Source organism: Billgrantia aerodenitrificans (assembly GCF_021404405.1).
GTDB lineage: Bacteria > Pseudomonadota > Gammaproteobacteria > Pseudomonadales > Halomonadaceae > Halomonas > Halomonas aerodenitrificans.
Window position 1 is genome coordinate 25,359 of sequence record NZ_JABFTV010000001.1, and the last position, 16,166, is coordinate 41,524.

The window sequence follows — 16,166 nt, forward strand, 5'->3', positions numbered from 1 at the left end:
CCACACATGACTGCGCCCGGCCAATGGCCGGGCGCAGTGCGTTCTACGGTGCGTTTTCAGTCGTCGGCTTCCGGCAACGGCTCCAGGTGCCGGGTGAGGGCGGCAACGTCGCTGGGCTCGTCGCCCGGATCGTAAGCGATGGTGGCGATGGAGCGCTCGGTCAGGCTCGGCCAGGTCTCGCGCAGATCGTCGGCCGTCACCGTCAAGACGCGCTGAGCCAGCCGCTCGCGACGATCGAAGCCGGTATCGCCGAACGACAGCGCGCGCCACAGGCGGTTGGTCAGCCCTGCAAGGCTGGTGTCGCGCTGCAGCAGGCCGTCATGCACGGCCTGACGGTAGGCGGCCAGGTCGGCGTCATCCAGCTCCGTCAGGCGCTGGCCGAACTCCACCAGAAAGGCGTCGATGTGCTGCTTGATCTCGTCGCTGGTGACATCGGGGGACTGTACCAGCAGGCTGAGCCCCGGGGCGTCCAGCAGCGGCGAGTAGCCGGCGCTGACCACATAGCCCAACTGCTCCTCGGTACGCAGGCGCTGATAGAAGGGCGTGTCGATCAACTGCCCTAGTACCGCCAGGCGCGCCTGACTGTCGAGAGAGCGGTCGCTGCCCTGCAGATAGCGCAACACCAGCGACTCCTCGCGCGTCGTATGCGGGTGCAGGATGGGCAGCGCCTCATCGATGCGTAGCGGCGTCAGGTCCGGGATCGACTCTTTCTCCAGCGTGGGGGCCAGCATTTCGGCGACCAGCCGCCCCTCGCGCTTGGCCAGTTCGCCATCCAGGTTGCCGAGGGCCAGCGCCTGCAGGCGCAGCTCGCCGAGGAAGTTGTCGCGGAAGGTGCGCAGATCGTCCACCGTCAGCTCGCGGCTGGCGTCGAGCAGGCTCTGGGTCGGCCACTGAGGACGCATCAATGCTTCGGCCAGGGTGCGATGACCCTGGCGGAAGAGCGCCGCCTGCGGGGCATTGCGCCATTCGCGTTGCAGGCGGTAACGCACCCGCTCGAAGCTGGCCTCGTCGATGTCGCCGTCGCGCAGCTGCTCCAGAGTGCGACGCATCACCCGGTCCTGACGGTCGCGCCAGCCGGCAAAGGCCAGCGTGATGCCGCGGGCATGGGGATAGGCCTCGACATCGTGGCCGGCCAGTCGCGCCGCATAGAACTCCTCGTTGAGGCTGTCGTCCAGCCAGCCTGCCAGCAGGTGGGCCAGGACGGCATGCTGCGGGTCGCTGCTGGCCGTGGGGTTCTGCAGGCTGAAGCGCCACTCCACCTTGGGTGTGTTGAAGCTGGCATCGGCCATGTGCCAGAGCTCGAAGCCCGGCTCTTCCAGCAGCTGCGCGGGTCGCTCGTCCTGCGCGTCGAGCAGGGCCAGGTCCTCGGCGATGAACGGGTTCGCCGCCGGCAGGGCGAGGCCTGCCAGAGGCTGAGAGGTGCTCGCCTCGGGCTCTACTTCGCGCCAGGGCGTATTGAACCAGGGTGACGTCTGCTCGCCCTCCACCTCGGGGCCGCTGTAAACCCGCAGCAGCAGCTCGGGGCGCAGGGCGTCGAGATAGGTGGCGATCAGTTCGGGCTCGAAGCCGTCCATGCGATAGGCGGCGTACTGCACGTCTTCCACCGGGAAGCGTGCCAGGTTCATGGCCAGTCGCATGGCGCTCTGCAGCGGTGAGCCGTGCTGCTGGAAGCGGAACTGCTGCTCGGCGAGCTGGGCCTGCTCGTCGTAGCGCCAGGCCTCCAGGCCCTGCTCGCGGATCTGCTCGATGGCGGCAAAGAGCGTGGCCTCGATCTCGTCGATGCGCTCGGCCCCGGCCGGGGTCAGGCTGACGCTGACGGTGAACAGCGCGTGGCGCTCGTCGCCGCGTCCCACGCCGGCGGAAAGACCGTCGGCTAGGCCGGCGTCGCGAAGTACCGCGAACAGGCTGCCTTCGCCCTCGTGGCCGAGCAGATGGGCGAGGTAGTCGGCGGGCTTGTGGCGATAGTGCTGGAGCGAATCCGGCACCGGGAACATGAAGCGCACATGGCGGCTGTCACGCACCGATTGCAGCTCCACATGGCGCGGCAGCGCCGTCTCGTCGATCAGCGGCTCCTCGATCACCGGACGCTCCAGGCCGCGATCGGCAATCTCGGCGAAGCGCTCGGCCACCATGGCTTCCAACTCGTCCAGCGGCTGCGGGCCCACCAGCGTCAGGTGCATGACGTTGGCGTCATAGTAGCGCTCGTAGAACTCGATCACCCGCTCGCGCAGGGTCGGCTCGCCGGCGGGCGGGTCGGCCAGGGTCTCACGGCTGCCCACCGAGAAGCCCGTGGTGGGGTTGGCGGGGTTGAGCACCTGGTTGAGCACGTCGTTTTCGCGGCGGCCATCGTCGCGGATGCGCGCCATGTACTCCGAGTGCACGATATTGCGCTCGCTCTCCAACTGATCGGCATTGAACAGCGGCGTGAGGAAGAACTGGCTGAAGCGATCCAGAGCGCCGGGCAGCGCGGCGGGTTCGACCTCGAAGAAGTAGTTGGTGTCTTGCGGCGCGGTGAAGGCGTTGTGGCTGCCTCCGTGACGGCGCAGATAGCCCTGGTAGGCATCGGCTTCGGGGAAGGGCTCGGTGCCGAGGAACAGCATGTGTTCGAGGAAGTGCGCCAGGCCGGCCAGATCGTCCGGATCCTGGGCGCTACCCACGCCGACGTTCATCGAGGCGGCGGCGCGGTCGGCCGTCACGTCGCTGACCAGCAGGGCGGTCAGGCCGTTCTCGAGCGTCAGCACCCGGTAGTCACGGTCGTCATGGGGGCTGACGTGAGGCTCGACGACCTCCTCGATGGCCTCTTCGTAGCCATGTGCCGCTTCCTCGGCCTGTTGCGCCTGGGCCAGACCCGGGAGCAGCAGGCCGGTAAGCAGCAGGCCGGCAAGCCAGGGCAGAGGGCGCCGAGGGTCACGGTCTGGCAGAGTCGGTTGGGGCGTGAGCATCATGTCTCCTGTTCGTTCCAGCGCAACATGGGGCCTGTTGGGTGTGCGCAGGCGGGATCCTGGTTGTTGGGATCGTTGACCCTTCTTGATACCGGAAAGGCGCCCAACAGTTCCCTTGGCGCGGGACGCAGCAGTGCCCGCGCCGCTTCCGTCGGCGTGCCCGGGTCGAGCCAGCGCTGGGCGTCGTCGGCAGCGATCAGCGCCGGCAGCCGGTCGCCCAGCGGAGCCAGGAAATCGTTGGTCGACACCGTCACCAGCGCCATCGAGTCGGTGTGTTCGGTCAGCGTCGTATGGTAGCGGCACCAGATGCCCGCCAGCAGCAGCGGGGCGCGATCGACCCGGGTGACCAGAAACGGCTGCTTGAAGCGAGGCTGCATCTTCCACAGATAGATCCCACCGACCGGTACCAGGCAGCGGCGAGCGCCGAAGGCCTCGCGAAACATGGGGCGAGCGTCGAGGGATTCGGCGCGTGCGCAGTGGGGAGCGTGGTCGAGCACGCTCAGCCAGGCGGGGGTCAGCCCCCAGAACACTGGCCTCGTGCAGGTCCTGTCCGCTTCCAGACGAATGTGCGTCAGCGTGCGCCTGGGTGCCACGTTGGCGCCGGTCAGCAGGGGAGTCTCCTGGCGCAGCCCGGGTAGCAGTCGAGCGAGGTCGAGCTGAGGAATGTACAGGCGGCCGGCCATGGAATCTCCGGGTATCGGGGTGGCGTCAGGGTAGCCAAGTCGAGGGGTAGTGAACAAGGCTTCACTCGCAATGGTCGAAAACAGTGTTCGATGTGCGCTATCCTACGCTACCGTGCGAAGTAATCCGCTCACGAGATTGGTAACGTTCTGCGAGGAACTCGATGGCTCGTCCCCGACAGCATGCGCCCGAAGCGCTCCATGCCCAGGTCATGGCAGCATGCGATGACTGGCTGCAGAGCAATCCCGTACACGCGCTCTCGCTGCGAGCCCTGGCGCGTGAGGTGGGCTGTGCGCCGAGTACGTTGCTCAAGCTCTACGGCAGCTTCGGCAACCTGCTGCAGCATGTGAACATCGAGACGCTGGCGCGCCTGCGCATGGTCATCGAGCCGCTGACCGAGGGCGTGGCGCCGGAACGGCAGATGCGCTCCCTGGCGCTGGCCTACTGGCAGTTCGCCCAGCGCGAGCCGTTCCGCTGGCAGCTACTGTTCGATTATCCGCTGGCCCAGGAGGGCGAGCTCGACCAGCGCCAATCCGACATGATCGAGGCACTGTTCCTGCGCGTGGAGAACGGCTTGAAGGAGTATCAGCCGGCGCTTGGCGATCTCGAGGCCAGGCGCCTAGGGCGCACCCTGTGGGGCAGCGTGCACGGTCTGGTACAGCTTGGTCTCAATGAGCGTCTGGGCTATTGGCAGGGGCAGCAGCTCGAGGTGCCGGAGCTCCTCGACCAACTGCTCTCCACCATCCTCGCCGGCCTGAAGCATAGGTCCGATATCGCGTGAATCTCGTCCTGTACGGGCTGCTTGCCGTCATGCTGACCGCCGGCGGCTGGCACATGGTGCGCAAGCCGCGTCCGGTCATTCGCTATCTCATCTTTCTGCTGGTCCACTGCTGCTATCGGCTGCGCCTGCGCGGGCTCGAGCATATTCCCGCCAAGGGAGCGGCGGTGGTGGTGTGCAACCATGTCAGCTTCATGGATGCGCTGGTGATCGGCGGCGCGAGCCCACGCCCGTTGCGCTTCCTGATGGACCGCCCGATCTACGAGTCGCCATGGCTCAACTGGCTGTTCCGCCTGGTGGGAGCGATTCCGGTGGAGTCCGACCGGCGCGACCCCGGTAGCGTGCGTCGTGCGCTGGAGGAGGTCAGCCGGGCACTGCGCAGCGGCGAGGTGGTGATGCTGTTCCCCGAAGGCCGTCTGACGCCGGATGGCGAGGTACATGCCTTCCGACGCGGGCTGGAGACGATTCTGGCCCGGGACCCGGTGCCGGTGATTCCCGCCGGCCTGGCCGGCCTGTGGGGCTCGTGGACCTCCCATTGCAACGGCCCGGCACTGTCCAAACGGCCGCACCGCTTCCGGGCCCGGGTGGCACTCTATTTCGGCAAGCCGATTCCGCCCAGGCTAGCGCGGCGAGAGCGCCTGGAGGCGCAGGTGCGCGTACTCAAGGGCGAGGCGGACGGCTGGGCCTGCCGGCACAGCCTTGGCGCTCCCAGGCGCTGATCAGGGCTGACGCTGGCGGCTGCTTCGAACCGTCTGCCAGCAGCGCGCCGAGGTGATCAAATTGTCGCGTACCTCGATGATTTCCATGCGTACGCTACCGATCTGCAGGCAGGCTGGGCCGTCGGGGAAGGCTTCCAGGTGCTCGAGGATAAGGCCGTTGAGGGTCTTGGGGCCATCGGTGGGCAGCTTCCAGCCCAGGGTACGGTTGATGTCGCGGATGTTGGCGGTGCCGTCGATCACGTGGCTGCCGTCGTCCTGGCGATGGATCTCCTGGTCCTGCCCGGCCACGTCGGTGGTGAACTCGCCGACGATCTCCTCGAGAATGTCCTCCAGCGTGACCAGCCCCTCCACGTCGCCGTACTCGTCCACCACGATGCCGATGCGGCGTTTCTGCTTCTGGAAGTTGAGCAACTGGGTATGCAGCGGCGTCGACTCGGGAATGAAGTAGGGTTCGCGGGCCTCCTGCACGATCGAGGCCTTGGTCACCTCATCCCGGGACAGGAAGCGTGCCGCATTGCGCAGGTGCAGCATGCCGATGATGTTATTGATGTCGCCCTTGAACACCGGCAGGCGGGTGTGCTGGCTGGTGCGGATCTGGGTCAGGATGATCTCCAGCTCGTCGTCGAGGTCGATGCCCACCACCTCGTGGCGCGGCACCATGATGTCGTTGACGGTGACGTTCTCCAGATCGAGGATCGACAGCAGCATGGCCTGGTGGCGATGGGGGATCAGCGTGCCCGCCTCGTGCACCACGGTGCGCAGCTCGTCGCGGGTCAGGCTGTCGCCGCCGCCCTCGATGCTCTTGATACCGGTCAGCTTGAGCAGGCCGTTGGAGATCGCGTTGACCAGCCATACCAGGGGATAGAGCAGCTTGAGCAGCGGTTCCAGGATCAGCGAGGCGGGATAGGCGATGCGCTCCGGCTTGATCGCGGCGTAGGTCTTGGGGCTGACCTCGGCGAAGATCAGGATCACGATGGTGAGCAGCAGCGGGGCGAGGGCGGGACCGGTGACCTCGCCGAAGAAGTGGATGGCCAGCACGGTGGCGATGGCGGCGGCCAGGTTGTTGACCAGATTGTTGCCGATCAGGATCACGCCGATCAGCCGGTCCGGGCGCGCCAGCAGCCGCAGGACCCGGCGAGCTCGACTGTCGCCGCTGTTGGCTTCGTGATTGAGCCGATAGCGGTTGATCGACATCATGCCGGTCTCGGAGCTCGAGAAGAAAGCGGAAAGGCAGATGAGCAGGAAAAGCAGGCCGAACAGCAATCCCACTGGGAAGTCGTCGCTCAAGGTCGTTGGATCCTCGCTGGCGTGTCAGCCCCGTTTGTAGGGATTCGCTCCGGCAGTGTCAAGGCGACCTACGCTTCAGGTACGGTTGAGGATGACTTCGAGCACGAACTTGCTGCCGAAATAGGCCAGTAGCAGTACGGCGCAGCCGCCCAGGGTCCAGCGCACGGCGCGCATGCCGCGCCAGCCCAGTACGTGATGGCTGATCAGCAGGATGGCGAAGATCACCCAGGCCGCCAGCGAGAGGATGGTCTTGTGGGCCAGGTGCTGGGCGAACATGCTCTCGACGAAGGCGAAGCCGCTGACGATCGACAGGGTCAGCAGTGCCATGCCGGCCCAGATCAGCTCGAACAGCACCCGCTCCATGGTGGTCAGCGGCGGCAATACCTGCACCACGCCGCGGGTATGGTGGTGGCGCAGGGCATGATTCTGCAGCCCCAGCAGCACCGCCTGGCAGGCAGCAATGAAGAGTACGCCGAAGGCCAGTGCCGAGCTCATGGCGTGCAGGGCGATCCCCGGGGTCATGCCGCCGGTGCGCTCAGGGCTCGGCAGGCCCACGGCCAGCAGCAGGGCGATGCCGGAGATGGGAAACAGCCCGACGGCCACGCTCAGCACCGGCTTGGCCAGACTCACGCCGAGCAGCAGGATGACCATGATGGCGGTCAGCATCACCGCGCTGGTGGAGAGGCCGGGCATCAGGCCGGGGCTCTGATCGATCAGCTTGAAGGCCACCGGCAGATGAAACAGCAGACCCAGCAGGCCCAGCACGCGAACCAGGGCCGGGCGCTGCGGCACGCGCCGCAACAGCGTTAGCCCTTGCCAGGAGGCTGCGCCCAGATAAAGGATGAAGGCCATGAGGGCCAGGGGAAGCGCCTGCATCAGTGTCGTCCGTGCGCCGTCGCCAGCGTCAGTGCCTCTCGGGTGGATGGAGTCTGCCGAGGCCACTATACCCAATCCTCGCTGCGGCGCACAGCCGTGGACGGGGCGCGCATGCATGGAGACTGGCCGCCGCAGCGCGTATAATGTCGCCCAGACTCTTCAAACCGCTTTATCAGGGCTGTTTCCTCAGCGTGCGCCAGCGTGTCACCACCTGTGTGACCCCTTGTCGCAGACACCTCCCGAACGCCGTGAGGTATCGCCCCGAGCCGACAGCCTGACAGCCGGAGTGGCTTATGTTCCAGAATCTCAGTGAGCGCCTTTCCCAGACGCTCAAGTCCATCAAGGGTCAGGCGCGCCTGACCGAGGACAACATCAAGGACACGCTGCGCGAGGTGCGTCGGGCGCTGCTCGAGGCCGACGTCGCCCTGCCGGTGGTCAAGGCCTTCATCGAGCGCGTGCGCGAGCGCGCCGTGGGCCAGGAGGTATCGAAGAGTCTTTCGCCGGGGCAGCAGTTCGTCAAGATCGTCCAGCAGGAGCTCGAGGCGATCATGGGCGAGGCCAACGAAGGGCTCTCGCTCAAGGGGGCCCCGGCGGTGGTGCTGATGGCCGGCCTGCAGGGGGCGGGCAAGACCACCTCGGTGGCCAAGCTGGCGCGCTTCCTCAAGGAGCGTGAGAAGAAGAAGGTGCTGGTGGTTTCCGCCGACGTCTATCGCCCGGCGGCCATCGACCAGCTCGAGACCCTGGCCGGCGAGGTCGGCGTCGACTTCTTCCCCTCGCGCAGCGACCAGAAGCCGGTCGACATCGCCCAGGCGGCGATCAAGCACGCCAAGATCCAGTTCCACGACGTGCTGCTGGTCGACACCGCCGGTCGCCTGGCCATCGACGAGGCCATGATGGCCGAGATCGCCGAGCTGCACCGCGCCTGCCAGCCTCAGGAAACCCTGTTCGTGGTCGATGCCATGACCGGTCAGGATGCCGCCAACACGGCCAGGGCGTTCCACGAGGCGCTGCCGCTGACCGGCGTGATCCTGACCAAGGCCGACGGCGATGCCCGCGGCGGTGCCGCGCTGTCGGTGCGCCACATCACCGGCAAGCCGATCAAGTTCATGGGCGTGGGTGAGAAGATCGACGCCCTGGAGCCCTTCCATCCGGATCGGGTGGCCTCGCGCATCCTCGGCATGGGCGACGTGCTGTCGCTGATCGAGGAGGCGGAGCGCACGGTCGACAAGAAGAAGGCCGAGCAGCTCGCCAAGAAGGTCAAGAAGGGTGAGGGCTTCGATCTCGAGGACTTCCGCGACCAGCTCCAGCAGCTCAAGAAGATGGGCGGCATGGGCGGTCTGCTCGGCAAGCTGCCGGGCATGGGGCAGATGGCCGAGCTGGCCCAGGGGCCTGGTCCGGAGAAGGAGCTCGGCAAGCTCGAGGCGCTGATCAACTCGATGACGCCTCAGGAACGGCGCAAGCCCGAGATCATCAACGGCTCGCGCAAGCGCCGTATCGCTGCCGGTGCAGGCCTCCAGGTGCCCGATCTTAACCGTCTGCTCAAGCAGCACAAGCAGATGCAGAAGATGATGAAGAAGGCAGGCAAGAAAGGCGGCATGCAGAAGATGATGCGCGGCATGTCCGGCATGATGGGCGGTGGCGGCCCGGGTGGCCCCGGCGGCGGGATGGGCGGCATGGGTGGCCCCGGCGGCTTCCCCTGGCGCTGAGCCGCACTGTGGCTTACGCAGTGAGGGAGCAGAGAGGGGCGATTCCATGGGCAGTGCCCGAGAGGCTCGAAAAAGGGTTTCAAAGCGGGGCTGATTTCCGTAGAATGCTGCGTCTTCATGGCAGGACCGTGGCAATGCCCGGCTGCACGCTTGTAAAAGCACTTGCAAAGAAAGTGACCGAATGACGCGAAAGCGGGTCCACGGACCCGCTTTCCTGGCAGAAGCCGAGTACCCTGGCCGTTCGCCGGGGCCGGCGCATCGGTATTTAAACGTAACCTCAACCGAAGGATAGTCAACGCCATGGTTACCATTCGTCTGGCACGTGGTGGCGCCAAGAAGCGTCCCTTCTACCACCTGACCGTGACCGATTCACGCAACTCCCGCGACGGCCGTTTCATCGAGCGTCTGGGCTTCTTCAACCCGATCGCTCGCGGTCAGGAAGAGCGCCTGCGCGTCGATCTGGACCGCGTTGCTCACTGGCAGGACCAGGGCGCACAGATGTCCGACCGCGTGGCCGAACTGGTCAAGGAAGCCCGCAAGCAGGCCTGAGCCTGTGCAGTTCGGTGATGTCATGAGCGAGCAGGCCGCACGCAGCGAACGCGACGACCATGTAGTGCTGGGCAAGTTGACCAGCCCCTACGGCGTCAAGGGCTGGCTCAAGGTCTACTCCCATACCGGCCCGATGGACGGCATCCTCGAGTACTCCGAGTGGGTGCTGCGCCAGGGTGGCACCCTGAGTCGCCATCGTCTGCTGCAGGGGCGGCGTCACGGCAAGGGCCTGGTGGCCCTGCTGGAAGGCGTCGATTCGCGCGAGGCCGCCGAGCGCGTGTCAGGTGCCGAAATCCTGCTGCCCAAGACCGAGCTGCCACAGCTCGAAGGCGACGAATACTACTGGCACCAGCTCGAAGGGCTCACGGTCGTGACTCGCGAGGGTACGGTGCTGGGGCGTGTCGCTTATCTGTTCGAAACCGGCGCCAACGACGTGCTGGTGGTCAGGGGCAACCCGCAGGGGGAGCCGCCGGCCATCGACGATCGTGAGCGTCTGCTGCCCTTCCTGCCCGACGAGGTGATTGTCGAGGTGGATCTGGCGGGTGGCACCATGACCGTCGACTGGGACCCGGACTTTTGAGCCTCGAGACAGAGGCCGGGGCGAGCGCAGCACGGGACATGTGGGTCGGTGTGGTATCGCTGTTTCCCGAGATGTTCGAGGCCATCGCCCGGCACGGTGTCACCGGGAGAGCGGTCAGCCAGGGGCGAGTGGCGCTGGAGTTCTGGAACCCGCGCGACTACGCCAGCGACAGGCATCGCACCGTGGACGACCGGCCCTATGGCGGCGGCCCCGGCATGCTGATGAAGGTCGACACCTTGCGCGCGGCCATCCATGCCGCTCGTCAGCGGGCGAGCGAGGCCACCGGCCAGCGACCCAGGGTCATCTACCTGTCGCCCCAGGGGCGCAGGCTCGACCAGCAGGGTGCCCGCGAGCTGGCTTGCGGCCCACCGTTGGTGGTGGTGGCCGGGCGCTACGAAGGTATCGATGAGCGCATCGTGGAGAGCGACATCGATGAAGAGTGGTCGATCGGCGACTATGTGCTCAGCGGCGGTGAGCTGCCGGCCATGGTACTGATCGACGCCGCGGCAAGACTGGTGCCCGGTGTGCTGGGACATCAGGACTCCGCGGTCGAGGACTCCTTCAATGAGGGGCTGCTGGACTGCCCGCACTATACGCGCCCCGAAGAGATCGACGGGCGGCGGGTGCCGGAGGTGCTGCTCAGCGGCCATCATGGCGAGATCCGACGTTGGCGGCTCAAGCAGTCGCTGGGGCGGACCTGGCTGAGGCGCCCCGACCTGCTGGAAGGCAGGACGTTGAGCGCCGAGCAGCAGAAGCTGCTCGAGGAGTTTATCGAAGAATACGCCCTGTCAGGTGACAGGGCGGAGGTGCAGGACGCGAGGCGCTGAGCCCTGGGGGCCATGCATCGTGGACCTGCGTCACCCATCATCTCCCGCGCTCTCGAGCCAGGCTCGGGCGCCGGGATCACGCGCCGCCGTTTATTTGCAAGGAGCGGCGGCGCCGAATAGTGAGGAGTTTTGTCATGAGCAGCAAGAACAAGGTGATCCAGGCGCTCGAAGCCGAGCAGATGAGCAAGCAGGTGCCGGATTTCGCCCCGGGTGACACCGTGATCGTGCAGGTCAAGGTCAAGGAAGGCAACCGTGAGCGTCTGCAGGCCTTCGAAGGCGTGGTGATCGGCAAGCGCAACCGCGGCCTGAACTCCGCCTTCACCGTGCGCAAGATCTCCCACGGCGTGGGCGTCGAGCGTACCTTCCAGACCTACAGCCCGCTGGTCGACTCCGTCGAGGTCAAGCGTCGCGGCGACGTGCGCCAGGCCAAGCTGTACTACCTGCGTGAGCGCAGCGGCAAGTCTGCCCGTATCAAGGAAAAGCTGTCGTAACGAAAGCGTGCGCGGGTCGTGCCCGAGTCCGGCCCGCTCGTGGTTTCGTTATGCCGCAAGCCCCGCCACCGCTCACGCGGGGCGGGGCTTCGTCGTTTCAGGCCATGCCTGCGCATGGGTTCCAGGCCTGCGTATGGTTTCCAGATCTGTGTATGGAGAATAGGGCATGCCCCATGACGCCCGATCCCTGACCCTGATCGAGACCTTCATCGACGCTCTGTGGCTCGAGCGCGGGGCGAGCGAGCACACGCTCTCGGCCTATCGACGCGATCTCGAGGCCTGGGCGGGATGCTTGGACGAGGCGGGCGGCGACCTGCTGGCACCGGACCAGACGCTGTTGCCCGCCTGGCTCGACGAGCGGCGCAGCGCCGGCTACCAGCTGCGCAGCAATGCCCGGTTGCTCTCCAGTCTGCGCGGCTTCTATCGCTGGGCGCTGGCCGAGGGTCGCATCGAGCGCGACCCGCTGGCCGAAGTGCGCCTGCCGCGGGTACGGCCCAATCTGCCGGACACCCTCGACGAGGACGAGGTGGAGCGCTTGCTGGCGGCGCCGGATCTCGGTACCGATCTTGGTCTGCGCGACCGCGCCATGCTCGAGGTGCTGTATGGCTGCGGCCTTCGAGTGTCGGAGCTGGTGGGGCTCAGCGTGGATGCCGTCAACCTGCGTCAGGGCGTGGTGCGGGTGCGCGGCAAGGGCGACAAGGATCGGCTGGTCCCGCTGGGGGAGGAGGCCGTACACTGGCTGACACGCTACATGCGCAGTGCCCGTGGGGCGCTGATGAACGACGCGACACGCCCCGCGCTTTTTCCCGGACGTGGCGACAACTGCATGACACGCCAGACCTTCTGGCACCGGATCAAGGCCCATGCGCGCACGGCGGGAATCACGCGACCGCTGTCGCCGCATACGCTGCGACACGCGTTCGCCACGCATCTATTGAATCATGGAGCCAATCTGCGTGTCGTACAGCTGCTGCTCGGTCACAGCGATCTGTCGACCACGCAGATCTACACCCACGTTGCGCAGGCGCGACTCGAAGCCCTGCACGCCGACCATCATCCTCGAGGCTGAATCATGATCGCGTTAACCCATCGTCTAGCCGGCTCCCTGTTCGCCCTGGCCGTTCCTCTGGCGTCGCTGCTGCTGCCTGCCGCTGCCTGGGCCGGTGCCGCCGAGCGACTGGCCGAACGGCTGGAAGTCAACGGCCAGCCCATGCCGGTTGCCAGCGTGCACGAGACCCCGGTGCCGGGCTTCTATCTGGTGCGCCTGGAGACCGGCGAAGCCTTCTACAGCGACGCCGAAGGCAAATACTTCCTGGTCGGCGATCTCTACGAGAACGGCCAGGGTGGGCTGACCAATCTCACCGAGCAGTCACGCAACGTCGAGCGGACCGAGCAGCTTGCCAACGTGCCGGAGAGCGAGCGCGTCGTGTTCCGCGGCACGGCGGAAAAGCAGGCCGAGATCTTCGTCTTCACCGATACCACCTGCCCCTACTGCCGCCAGTTCCACGAAGAGGTGCCGACACTCAACGAGATGGGCATCGAGGTGCATTATCTGGCCTTTCCACGTGCCGGCATGAACTCCCAGGGCGCGCGGATTCTCGAGCAGATCTGGTGCGACGGCAACCCGACCGAGGCGATGAACGCGAGCAAGCGACAGGAAACGCTGTCGGGCGGCACCGACTGCGACAATCCGGTCGAGGCACAGTATCATCTGGGCATGACCGTGGGCGTGCAGGGAACACCGGCCATCGTGCTGCCCGATGGGCGGCTGGTGCCGGGCTACGTGCCCGCCGAGCGCCTGGCCGACATGCTCGGCCTGGCGGAATGAGGGCAGACCAAGAGCTGCCGATTAGGTAAACGCTGGACATTGACACCACATGGGAGCAGGACATTGAAACCGGTGAGAGTGGGAATCTGTGGTTTGGGTACCGTCGGTGGCGGCACCTTCAACGTGCTGACGCGCAACGCCGACGAGATTGCGCGGCGTGCCGGCCGCCCGATCATCATCGAGCAGGTGGCGCTTCGCAGCACCAACCCTGAGTGCGACCTCACCGGGATCAAGACCACCAATGACGTCTTCGAGGTGGCCCGTAACCCGGACATCGACGTGCTGGTCGAGGTGCTGGGTGGCTACGACGTTCCCCGCGAGCTGGTGCTCACCGCCATCGCCAACGGCAAGCACGTGGTCACCGCCAACAAGGCGCTGATCGCGGTACACGGCAACGAGATCTTCCAGGCCGCCCACGAGCAGGGCGTGATCGTCGCCTTCGAGGCCGCGGTGGCCGGTGGCATTCCGGTGATCAAGTCGCTGCGTGAGGGCCTGGGCGCCAACCGTATCGAATGGGTGGCGGGCATCATCAACGGCACCGGCAACTACATCCTGACCCATATGCGCAGCGAAGGGCGCGCCTTCGAGGACGTGCTGGCCGAGGCCCAGGCGCTGGGTTATGCCGAGGCCGACCCCACCTTCGACGTCGAAGGCATCGATGCCGCCCATAAGCTTACCATCCTGGCCTCCATCGCCTATGGCGTACCGCTGCAGTTCGAGAAGGTCTACACCGAGGGAATTTCCCGGGTCACCGCCGACGACGTCGAGCAGGCCGACAACCTGGGCTATACCATCAAGCACCTGGGTATCTCCAAGCGCACCGAGCATGGACTCGAACTGCGCGTGCATCCGACCCTGATCCCCAAGGAGCGGCTGCTGGCCAATGTGCACGGAGTCAAGAACGCCATCGCCATCATGGGCGACGCCGTGGGGCCGACCCTCTACTACGGCGCCGGCGCGGGCTCCGAACCCACCGCCTCGGCGGTGGTGGCCGACCTGCTCGACGTGGCCCGCGATATCACCACCGATCACCACTACCGCGTGCCCTACCTGGCCTTCAGCGGTATCGGCGAGGACGATGGCGGTCTACCGATCCTGTCCATCGAGGACATCGTCACTGCCTACTATCTGCGCCTGCTGGCGGTGGACCGCCCGGGCGTGCTGGCGCGGGTGGCTACCATCCTCTCCGAGCAGGGCATCTCCATCGAGGCGCTGGTGCAGAAGGAGGCCACCGAGGGCGAACTGGTGCCGATCATCCTGCTGACTCACAGCTGCCGCGAGAAGCACATGAACGAGGCGATCCGTCAGATCGAGTCGATGGCCGACATCGCCGGACCGGTCACGCGGATCCGCGTCGAGTCGCTGGACGAGCAGGAGTAAGGGCATGCGCTACATCAGTACCCGCGGGCAGGCGCCTGCGCTCTCTTTCGAAGAGGTCGTGCTGACCGGCATGGCCAGCGACGGCGGCCTCTACGTGCCGGAGACCATTCCGCAGCTCTCCCGTGAAGAGCTCGCTGGCATGGCCGGGCTCTCCTATGCCGAGATCGCCTTTCGCGTGATGCAGCCATTCGTCAACGGCGAGATCGACGACGAGACCTTCCGCGGCATCGTGCGTGACGCCTACGCCACCTTCAGTCACGACGCCGTGGTGCCGCTCAACCAGCTCGACGCCAACCACTTCCTGCTGGAGCTGTTCCACGGCCCCACGCTGGCGTTCAAGGACGTCGCCCTGCAGCTGCTGGGGCGTATCCTCGATCACTTCCTGGCCAAGCGCGGCGAGCGCGCGGTGATCATGGGCGCCACCTCCGGCGATACCGGCTCGGCGGCCATCGAAGGCTGTCGCCACTGCGACAACCTCGACATCTTCATCCTGCACCCGCACAACCGGGTCTCCGAGGTGCAGCGTCGCCAGATGACTTCGGTGCTGGCCGACAATGTCTTCAACATCGCCATCGAGGGCAACTTCGACGACGCCCAGGCGATGGTCAAGGCGAGCTTCGCCGACCAGGGCTTCCTCGACGGCACCCGCCTGGTAGCGGTGAACTCGATCAACTGGGCGCGCATCATGGCCCAGATCGTCTACTACGTGGCCGCCGGCGTGGCGCTGGGTGCGCCGCACCGTCAGGTCAGCTTCTGCGTGCCCTCGGCCAACTTCGGCAACGTCTTCGCCGGCTACATGGCCTACCGTATGGGGCTGCCGGTCCAGCAGTTCATCATCGCCACCAATGCCAACGACATCCTGCATCGCACCATTGCCGCCAACGACTTCTCCAAGCAGGAGCTCAAGGCGACCCTGGCGCCCTCCATGGACATCGTGGTGTCGTCCAACTTCGAGCGCCTGCTGTTCGAGGCCTACGAGCGCGACGGTGCCGCCGTGGCCGCACTGCTCGAGCGCTTCCAGTCCGAGCCGACTGCGCTGGCGGATGCGCCACTGGAGCGGCTGCGGGCGTTGTTCGCCAGCCATAGCGTCGACGATGCCACCATCCTCGAGGTGATCCGCGAGGCGCACCACCGTACCAAGGAGGTGCTCGACCCGCACACCGCTACCGGTTACCGTGCCGCCGAGCGGGCTCGGGCCGACGCCGAGACGCCGATGATCACCCTGGCCACGGCCCACCCGGCCAAGTTTGCCGAGGCGGTGGTCAAGGCGGGCTTCCCCGGTGTGCCGCTGCCGCCGCACATGGACGATCTGCTGGAGCGCGAGGAACGTTACACCGTGCTGCCGGCGGAGCTGGCGAAGGTGCAGGCGTTCGTGGCCGAGAACCGGAGGTAAGCACCTTCGTTGACCGTCGCTGGCTGGCTCGGAGCTATGCCGGCGACAGGTCTTCGAGGAGGCGCTGTGAACCCATCCCTGGGCGCTATATTTGCCATCCATGGCAAATAACCTCCTCTACGACCTGTC

15 protein-coding genes are annotated in these 16,166 nt (G+C 66.2%); 11 read left to right on the forward strand and 4 right to left on the reverse strand.

What is annotated here, in order from left to right; genetic code table 11:
- Positions 1 to 56: 56 nt before the first annotated feature.
- A complete protein-coding gene (locus tag HOP59_RS00160; protein WP_234252350.1) occupies positions 57 to 2,945 on the reverse strand; it encodes an insulinase family protein in 2,889 nt (962 codons plus the stop codon).
- Positions 2,942 to 3,625: an SOS response-associated peptidase gene (locus HOP59_RS00165; protein ID WP_234252352.1), complete on the reverse strand. Its 684-nt coding sequence runs from the start codon at positions 3,623 to 3,625 to the stop codon at positions 2,942 to 2,944. The genes HOP59_RS00160 and HOP59_RS00165 overlap by 4 nt, the downstream gene beginning before the upstream one ends.
- 161 nt (positions 3,626 to 3,786) lie before the next feature.
- Between HOP59_RS00165 and HOP59_RS00170 the strand changes: the two genes are divergently transcribed.
- Positions 3,787 to 4,404 (forward strand): TetR/AcrR family transcriptional regulator, encoded by a 618-nt coding sequence (locus HOP59_RS00170; RefSeq protein WP_010630220.1) that lies wholly within the window; start codon positions 3,787 to 3,789, stop codon positions 4,402 to 4,404.
- Complete coding sequence (locus HOP59_RS00175; protein ID WP_010630219.1) at positions 4,401 to 5,120, forward strand: 1-acyl-sn-glycerol-3-phosphate acyltransferase; 720 nt, start codon at positions 4,401 to 4,403, stop codon at positions 5,118 to 5,120. The genes HOP59_RS00170 and HOP59_RS00175 overlap by 4 nt, the downstream gene beginning before the upstream one ends.
- Here the strand turns inward: HOP59_RS00175 and HOP59_RS00180 are convergent, their stop codons facing one another.
- A complete protein-coding gene (locus HOP59_RS00180) occupies positions 5,121 to 6,407 on the reverse strand; it encodes an HlyC/CorC family transporter (RefSeq protein WP_234252354.1) in 1,287 nt (428 codons plus the stop codon).
- A gap of 75 nt (positions 6,408 to 6,482) precedes the next feature.
- Complete coding sequence (locus HOP59_RS00185) at positions 6,483 to 7,283, reverse strand: cytochrome C assembly family protein (protein WP_086508974.1); 801 nt, start codon at positions 7,281 to 7,283, stop codon at positions 6,483 to 6,485.
- 293 nt (positions 7,284 to 7,576) lie between these two features.
- Here HOP59_RS00185 and ffh point away from each other — a divergent pair, with 293 nt between their 5' ends.
- From ffh to thrC, 9 genes are all read left to right on the forward strand, one after another.
- The gene (ffh, locus tag HOP59_RS00190) at positions 7,577 to 8,989 is read left to right on the forward strand and encodes a signal recognition particle protein (protein WP_234252356.1); all 1,413 of its coding nucleotides are present in this window, start codon (positions 7,577 to 7,579) and stop codon (positions 8,987 to 8,989) included.
- Positions 8,990 to 9,289: 300 nt separating this feature from the next.
- The gene (gene rpsP / locus HOP59_RS00195) at positions 9,290 to 9,538 is read left to right on the forward strand and encodes a 30S ribosomal protein S16 (RefSeq protein ID WP_010630215.1); all 249 of its coding nucleotides are present in this window, start codon (positions 9,290 to 9,292) and stop codon (positions 9,536 to 9,538) included.
- A 22-nt stretch (positions 9,539 to 9,560) separates the two neighbouring features.
- Positions 9,561 to 10,118 (forward strand): ribosome maturation factor RimM, encoded by a 558-nt coding sequence (gene rimM / locus HOP59_RS00200; RefSeq protein WP_026038340.1) that lies wholly within the window; start codon positions 9,561 to 9,563, stop codon positions 10,116 to 10,118.
- 38 nt (positions 10,119 to 10,156) lie between these two features.
- Positions 10,157 to 10,945 carry a tRNA (guanosine(37)-N1)-methyltransferase TrmD gene (gene trmD / locus HOP59_RS00205; protein ID WP_234252786.1) on the forward strand — a complete coding sequence of 263 codons (789 nt, stop codon included), beginning with the start codon at positions 10,157 to 10,159 and terminating at the stop codon, positions 10,943 to 10,945.
- Between the two features lie 134 nt (positions 10,946 to 11,079).
- Positions 11,080 to 11,436: a 50S ribosomal protein L19 gene (rplS, locus tag HOP59_RS00210; RefSeq protein WP_010630212.1), complete on the forward strand. Its 357-nt coding sequence runs from the start codon at positions 11,080 to 11,082 to the stop codon at positions 11,434 to 11,436.
- Positions 11,437 to 11,602: 166 nt separating this feature from the next.
- Positions 11,603 to 12,505, forward strand: a complete 903-nt coding sequence (xerD, locus tag HOP59_RS00215) for a site-specific tyrosine recombinase XerD (protein ID WP_010630211.1) — start codon at positions 11,603 to 11,605, stop codon at positions 12,503 to 12,505.
- A gap of 3 nt (positions 12,506 to 12,508) precedes the next feature.
- Positions 12,509 to 13,264, forward strand: a complete 756-nt coding sequence (locus tag HOP59_RS00220) for a DsbC family protein (protein WP_010630210.1) — start codon at positions 12,509 to 12,511, stop codon at positions 13,262 to 13,264.
- 63 nt (positions 13,265 to 13,327) lie between these two features.
- Positions 13,328 to 14,644, forward strand: coding sequence for a homoserine dehydrogenase (locus HOP59_RS00225; RefSeq protein WP_010630209.1), 1,317 nt, complete (start codon positions 13,328 to 13,330; stop codon positions 14,642 to 14,644).
- Between the two features lie 4 nt (positions 14,645 to 14,648).
- Positions 14,649 to 16,037 carry a threonine synthase gene (thrC, locus tag HOP59_RS00230; protein WP_234252358.1) on the forward strand — a complete coding sequence of 463 codons (1,389 nt, stop codon included), beginning with the start codon at positions 14,649 to 14,651 and terminating at the stop codon, positions 16,035 to 16,037.
- Positions 16,038 to 16,166: the final 129 nt, after the last annotated feature.

Bases quoted from the DNA above. Each gene is read 5' to 3' on its own strand.
- HOP59_RS00160 (WP_234252350.1), bottom strand. From the start codon at position 2,945: ATGATGCTCACGCCCCAACCGACTCTGCCAGACCGTGACCCTCGGCGC.
- HOP59_RS00165 (WP_234252352.1), bottom strand. From the start codon at position 3,625: ATGGCCGGCCGCCTGTACATTCCTCAGCTCGACCTCGCTCGACTGCTA.
- HOP59_RS00170 (WP_010630220.1), top strand. From the start codon at position 3,787: ATGGCTCGTCCCCGACAGCATGCGCCCGAAGCGCTCCATGCCCAGGTC.
- HOP59_RS00185 (WP_086508974.1), bottom strand. From the start codon at position 7,283: ATGCAGGCGCTTCCCCTGGCCCTCATGGCCTTCATCCTTTATCTGGGC.
- ffh (WP_234252356.1), top strand. From the start codon at position 7,577: ATGTTCCAGAATCTCAGTGAGCGCCTTTCCCAGACGCTCAAGTCCATC.
- rpsP (WP_010630215.1), top strand. From the start codon at position 9,290: ATGGTTACCATTCGTCTGGCACGTGGTGGCGCCAAGAAGCGTCCCTTC.
- rimM (WP_026038340.1), top strand. From the start codon at position 9,561: ATGAGCGAGCAGGCCGCACGCAGCGAACGCGACGACCATGTAGTGCTG.
- trmD (WP_234252786.1), top strand. From the start codon at position 10,157: ATGTGGGTCGGTGTGGTATCGCTGTTTCCCGAGATGTTCGAGGCCATC.
- rplS (WP_010630212.1), top strand. From the start codon at position 11,080: ATGAGCAGCAAGAACAAGGTGATCCAGGCGCTCGAAGCCGAGCAGATG.
- xerD (WP_010630211.1), top strand. From the start codon at position 11,603: ATGCCCCATGACGCCCGATCCCTGACCCTGATCGAGACCTTCATCGAC.
- HOP59_RS00220 (WP_010630210.1), top strand. From the start codon at position 12,509: ATGATCGCGTTAACCCATCGTCTAGCCGGCTCCCTGTTCGCCCTGGCC.
- thrC (WP_234252358.1), top strand. From the start codon at position 14,649: ATGCGCTACATCAGTACCCGCGGGCAGGCGCCTGCGCTCTCTTTCGAA.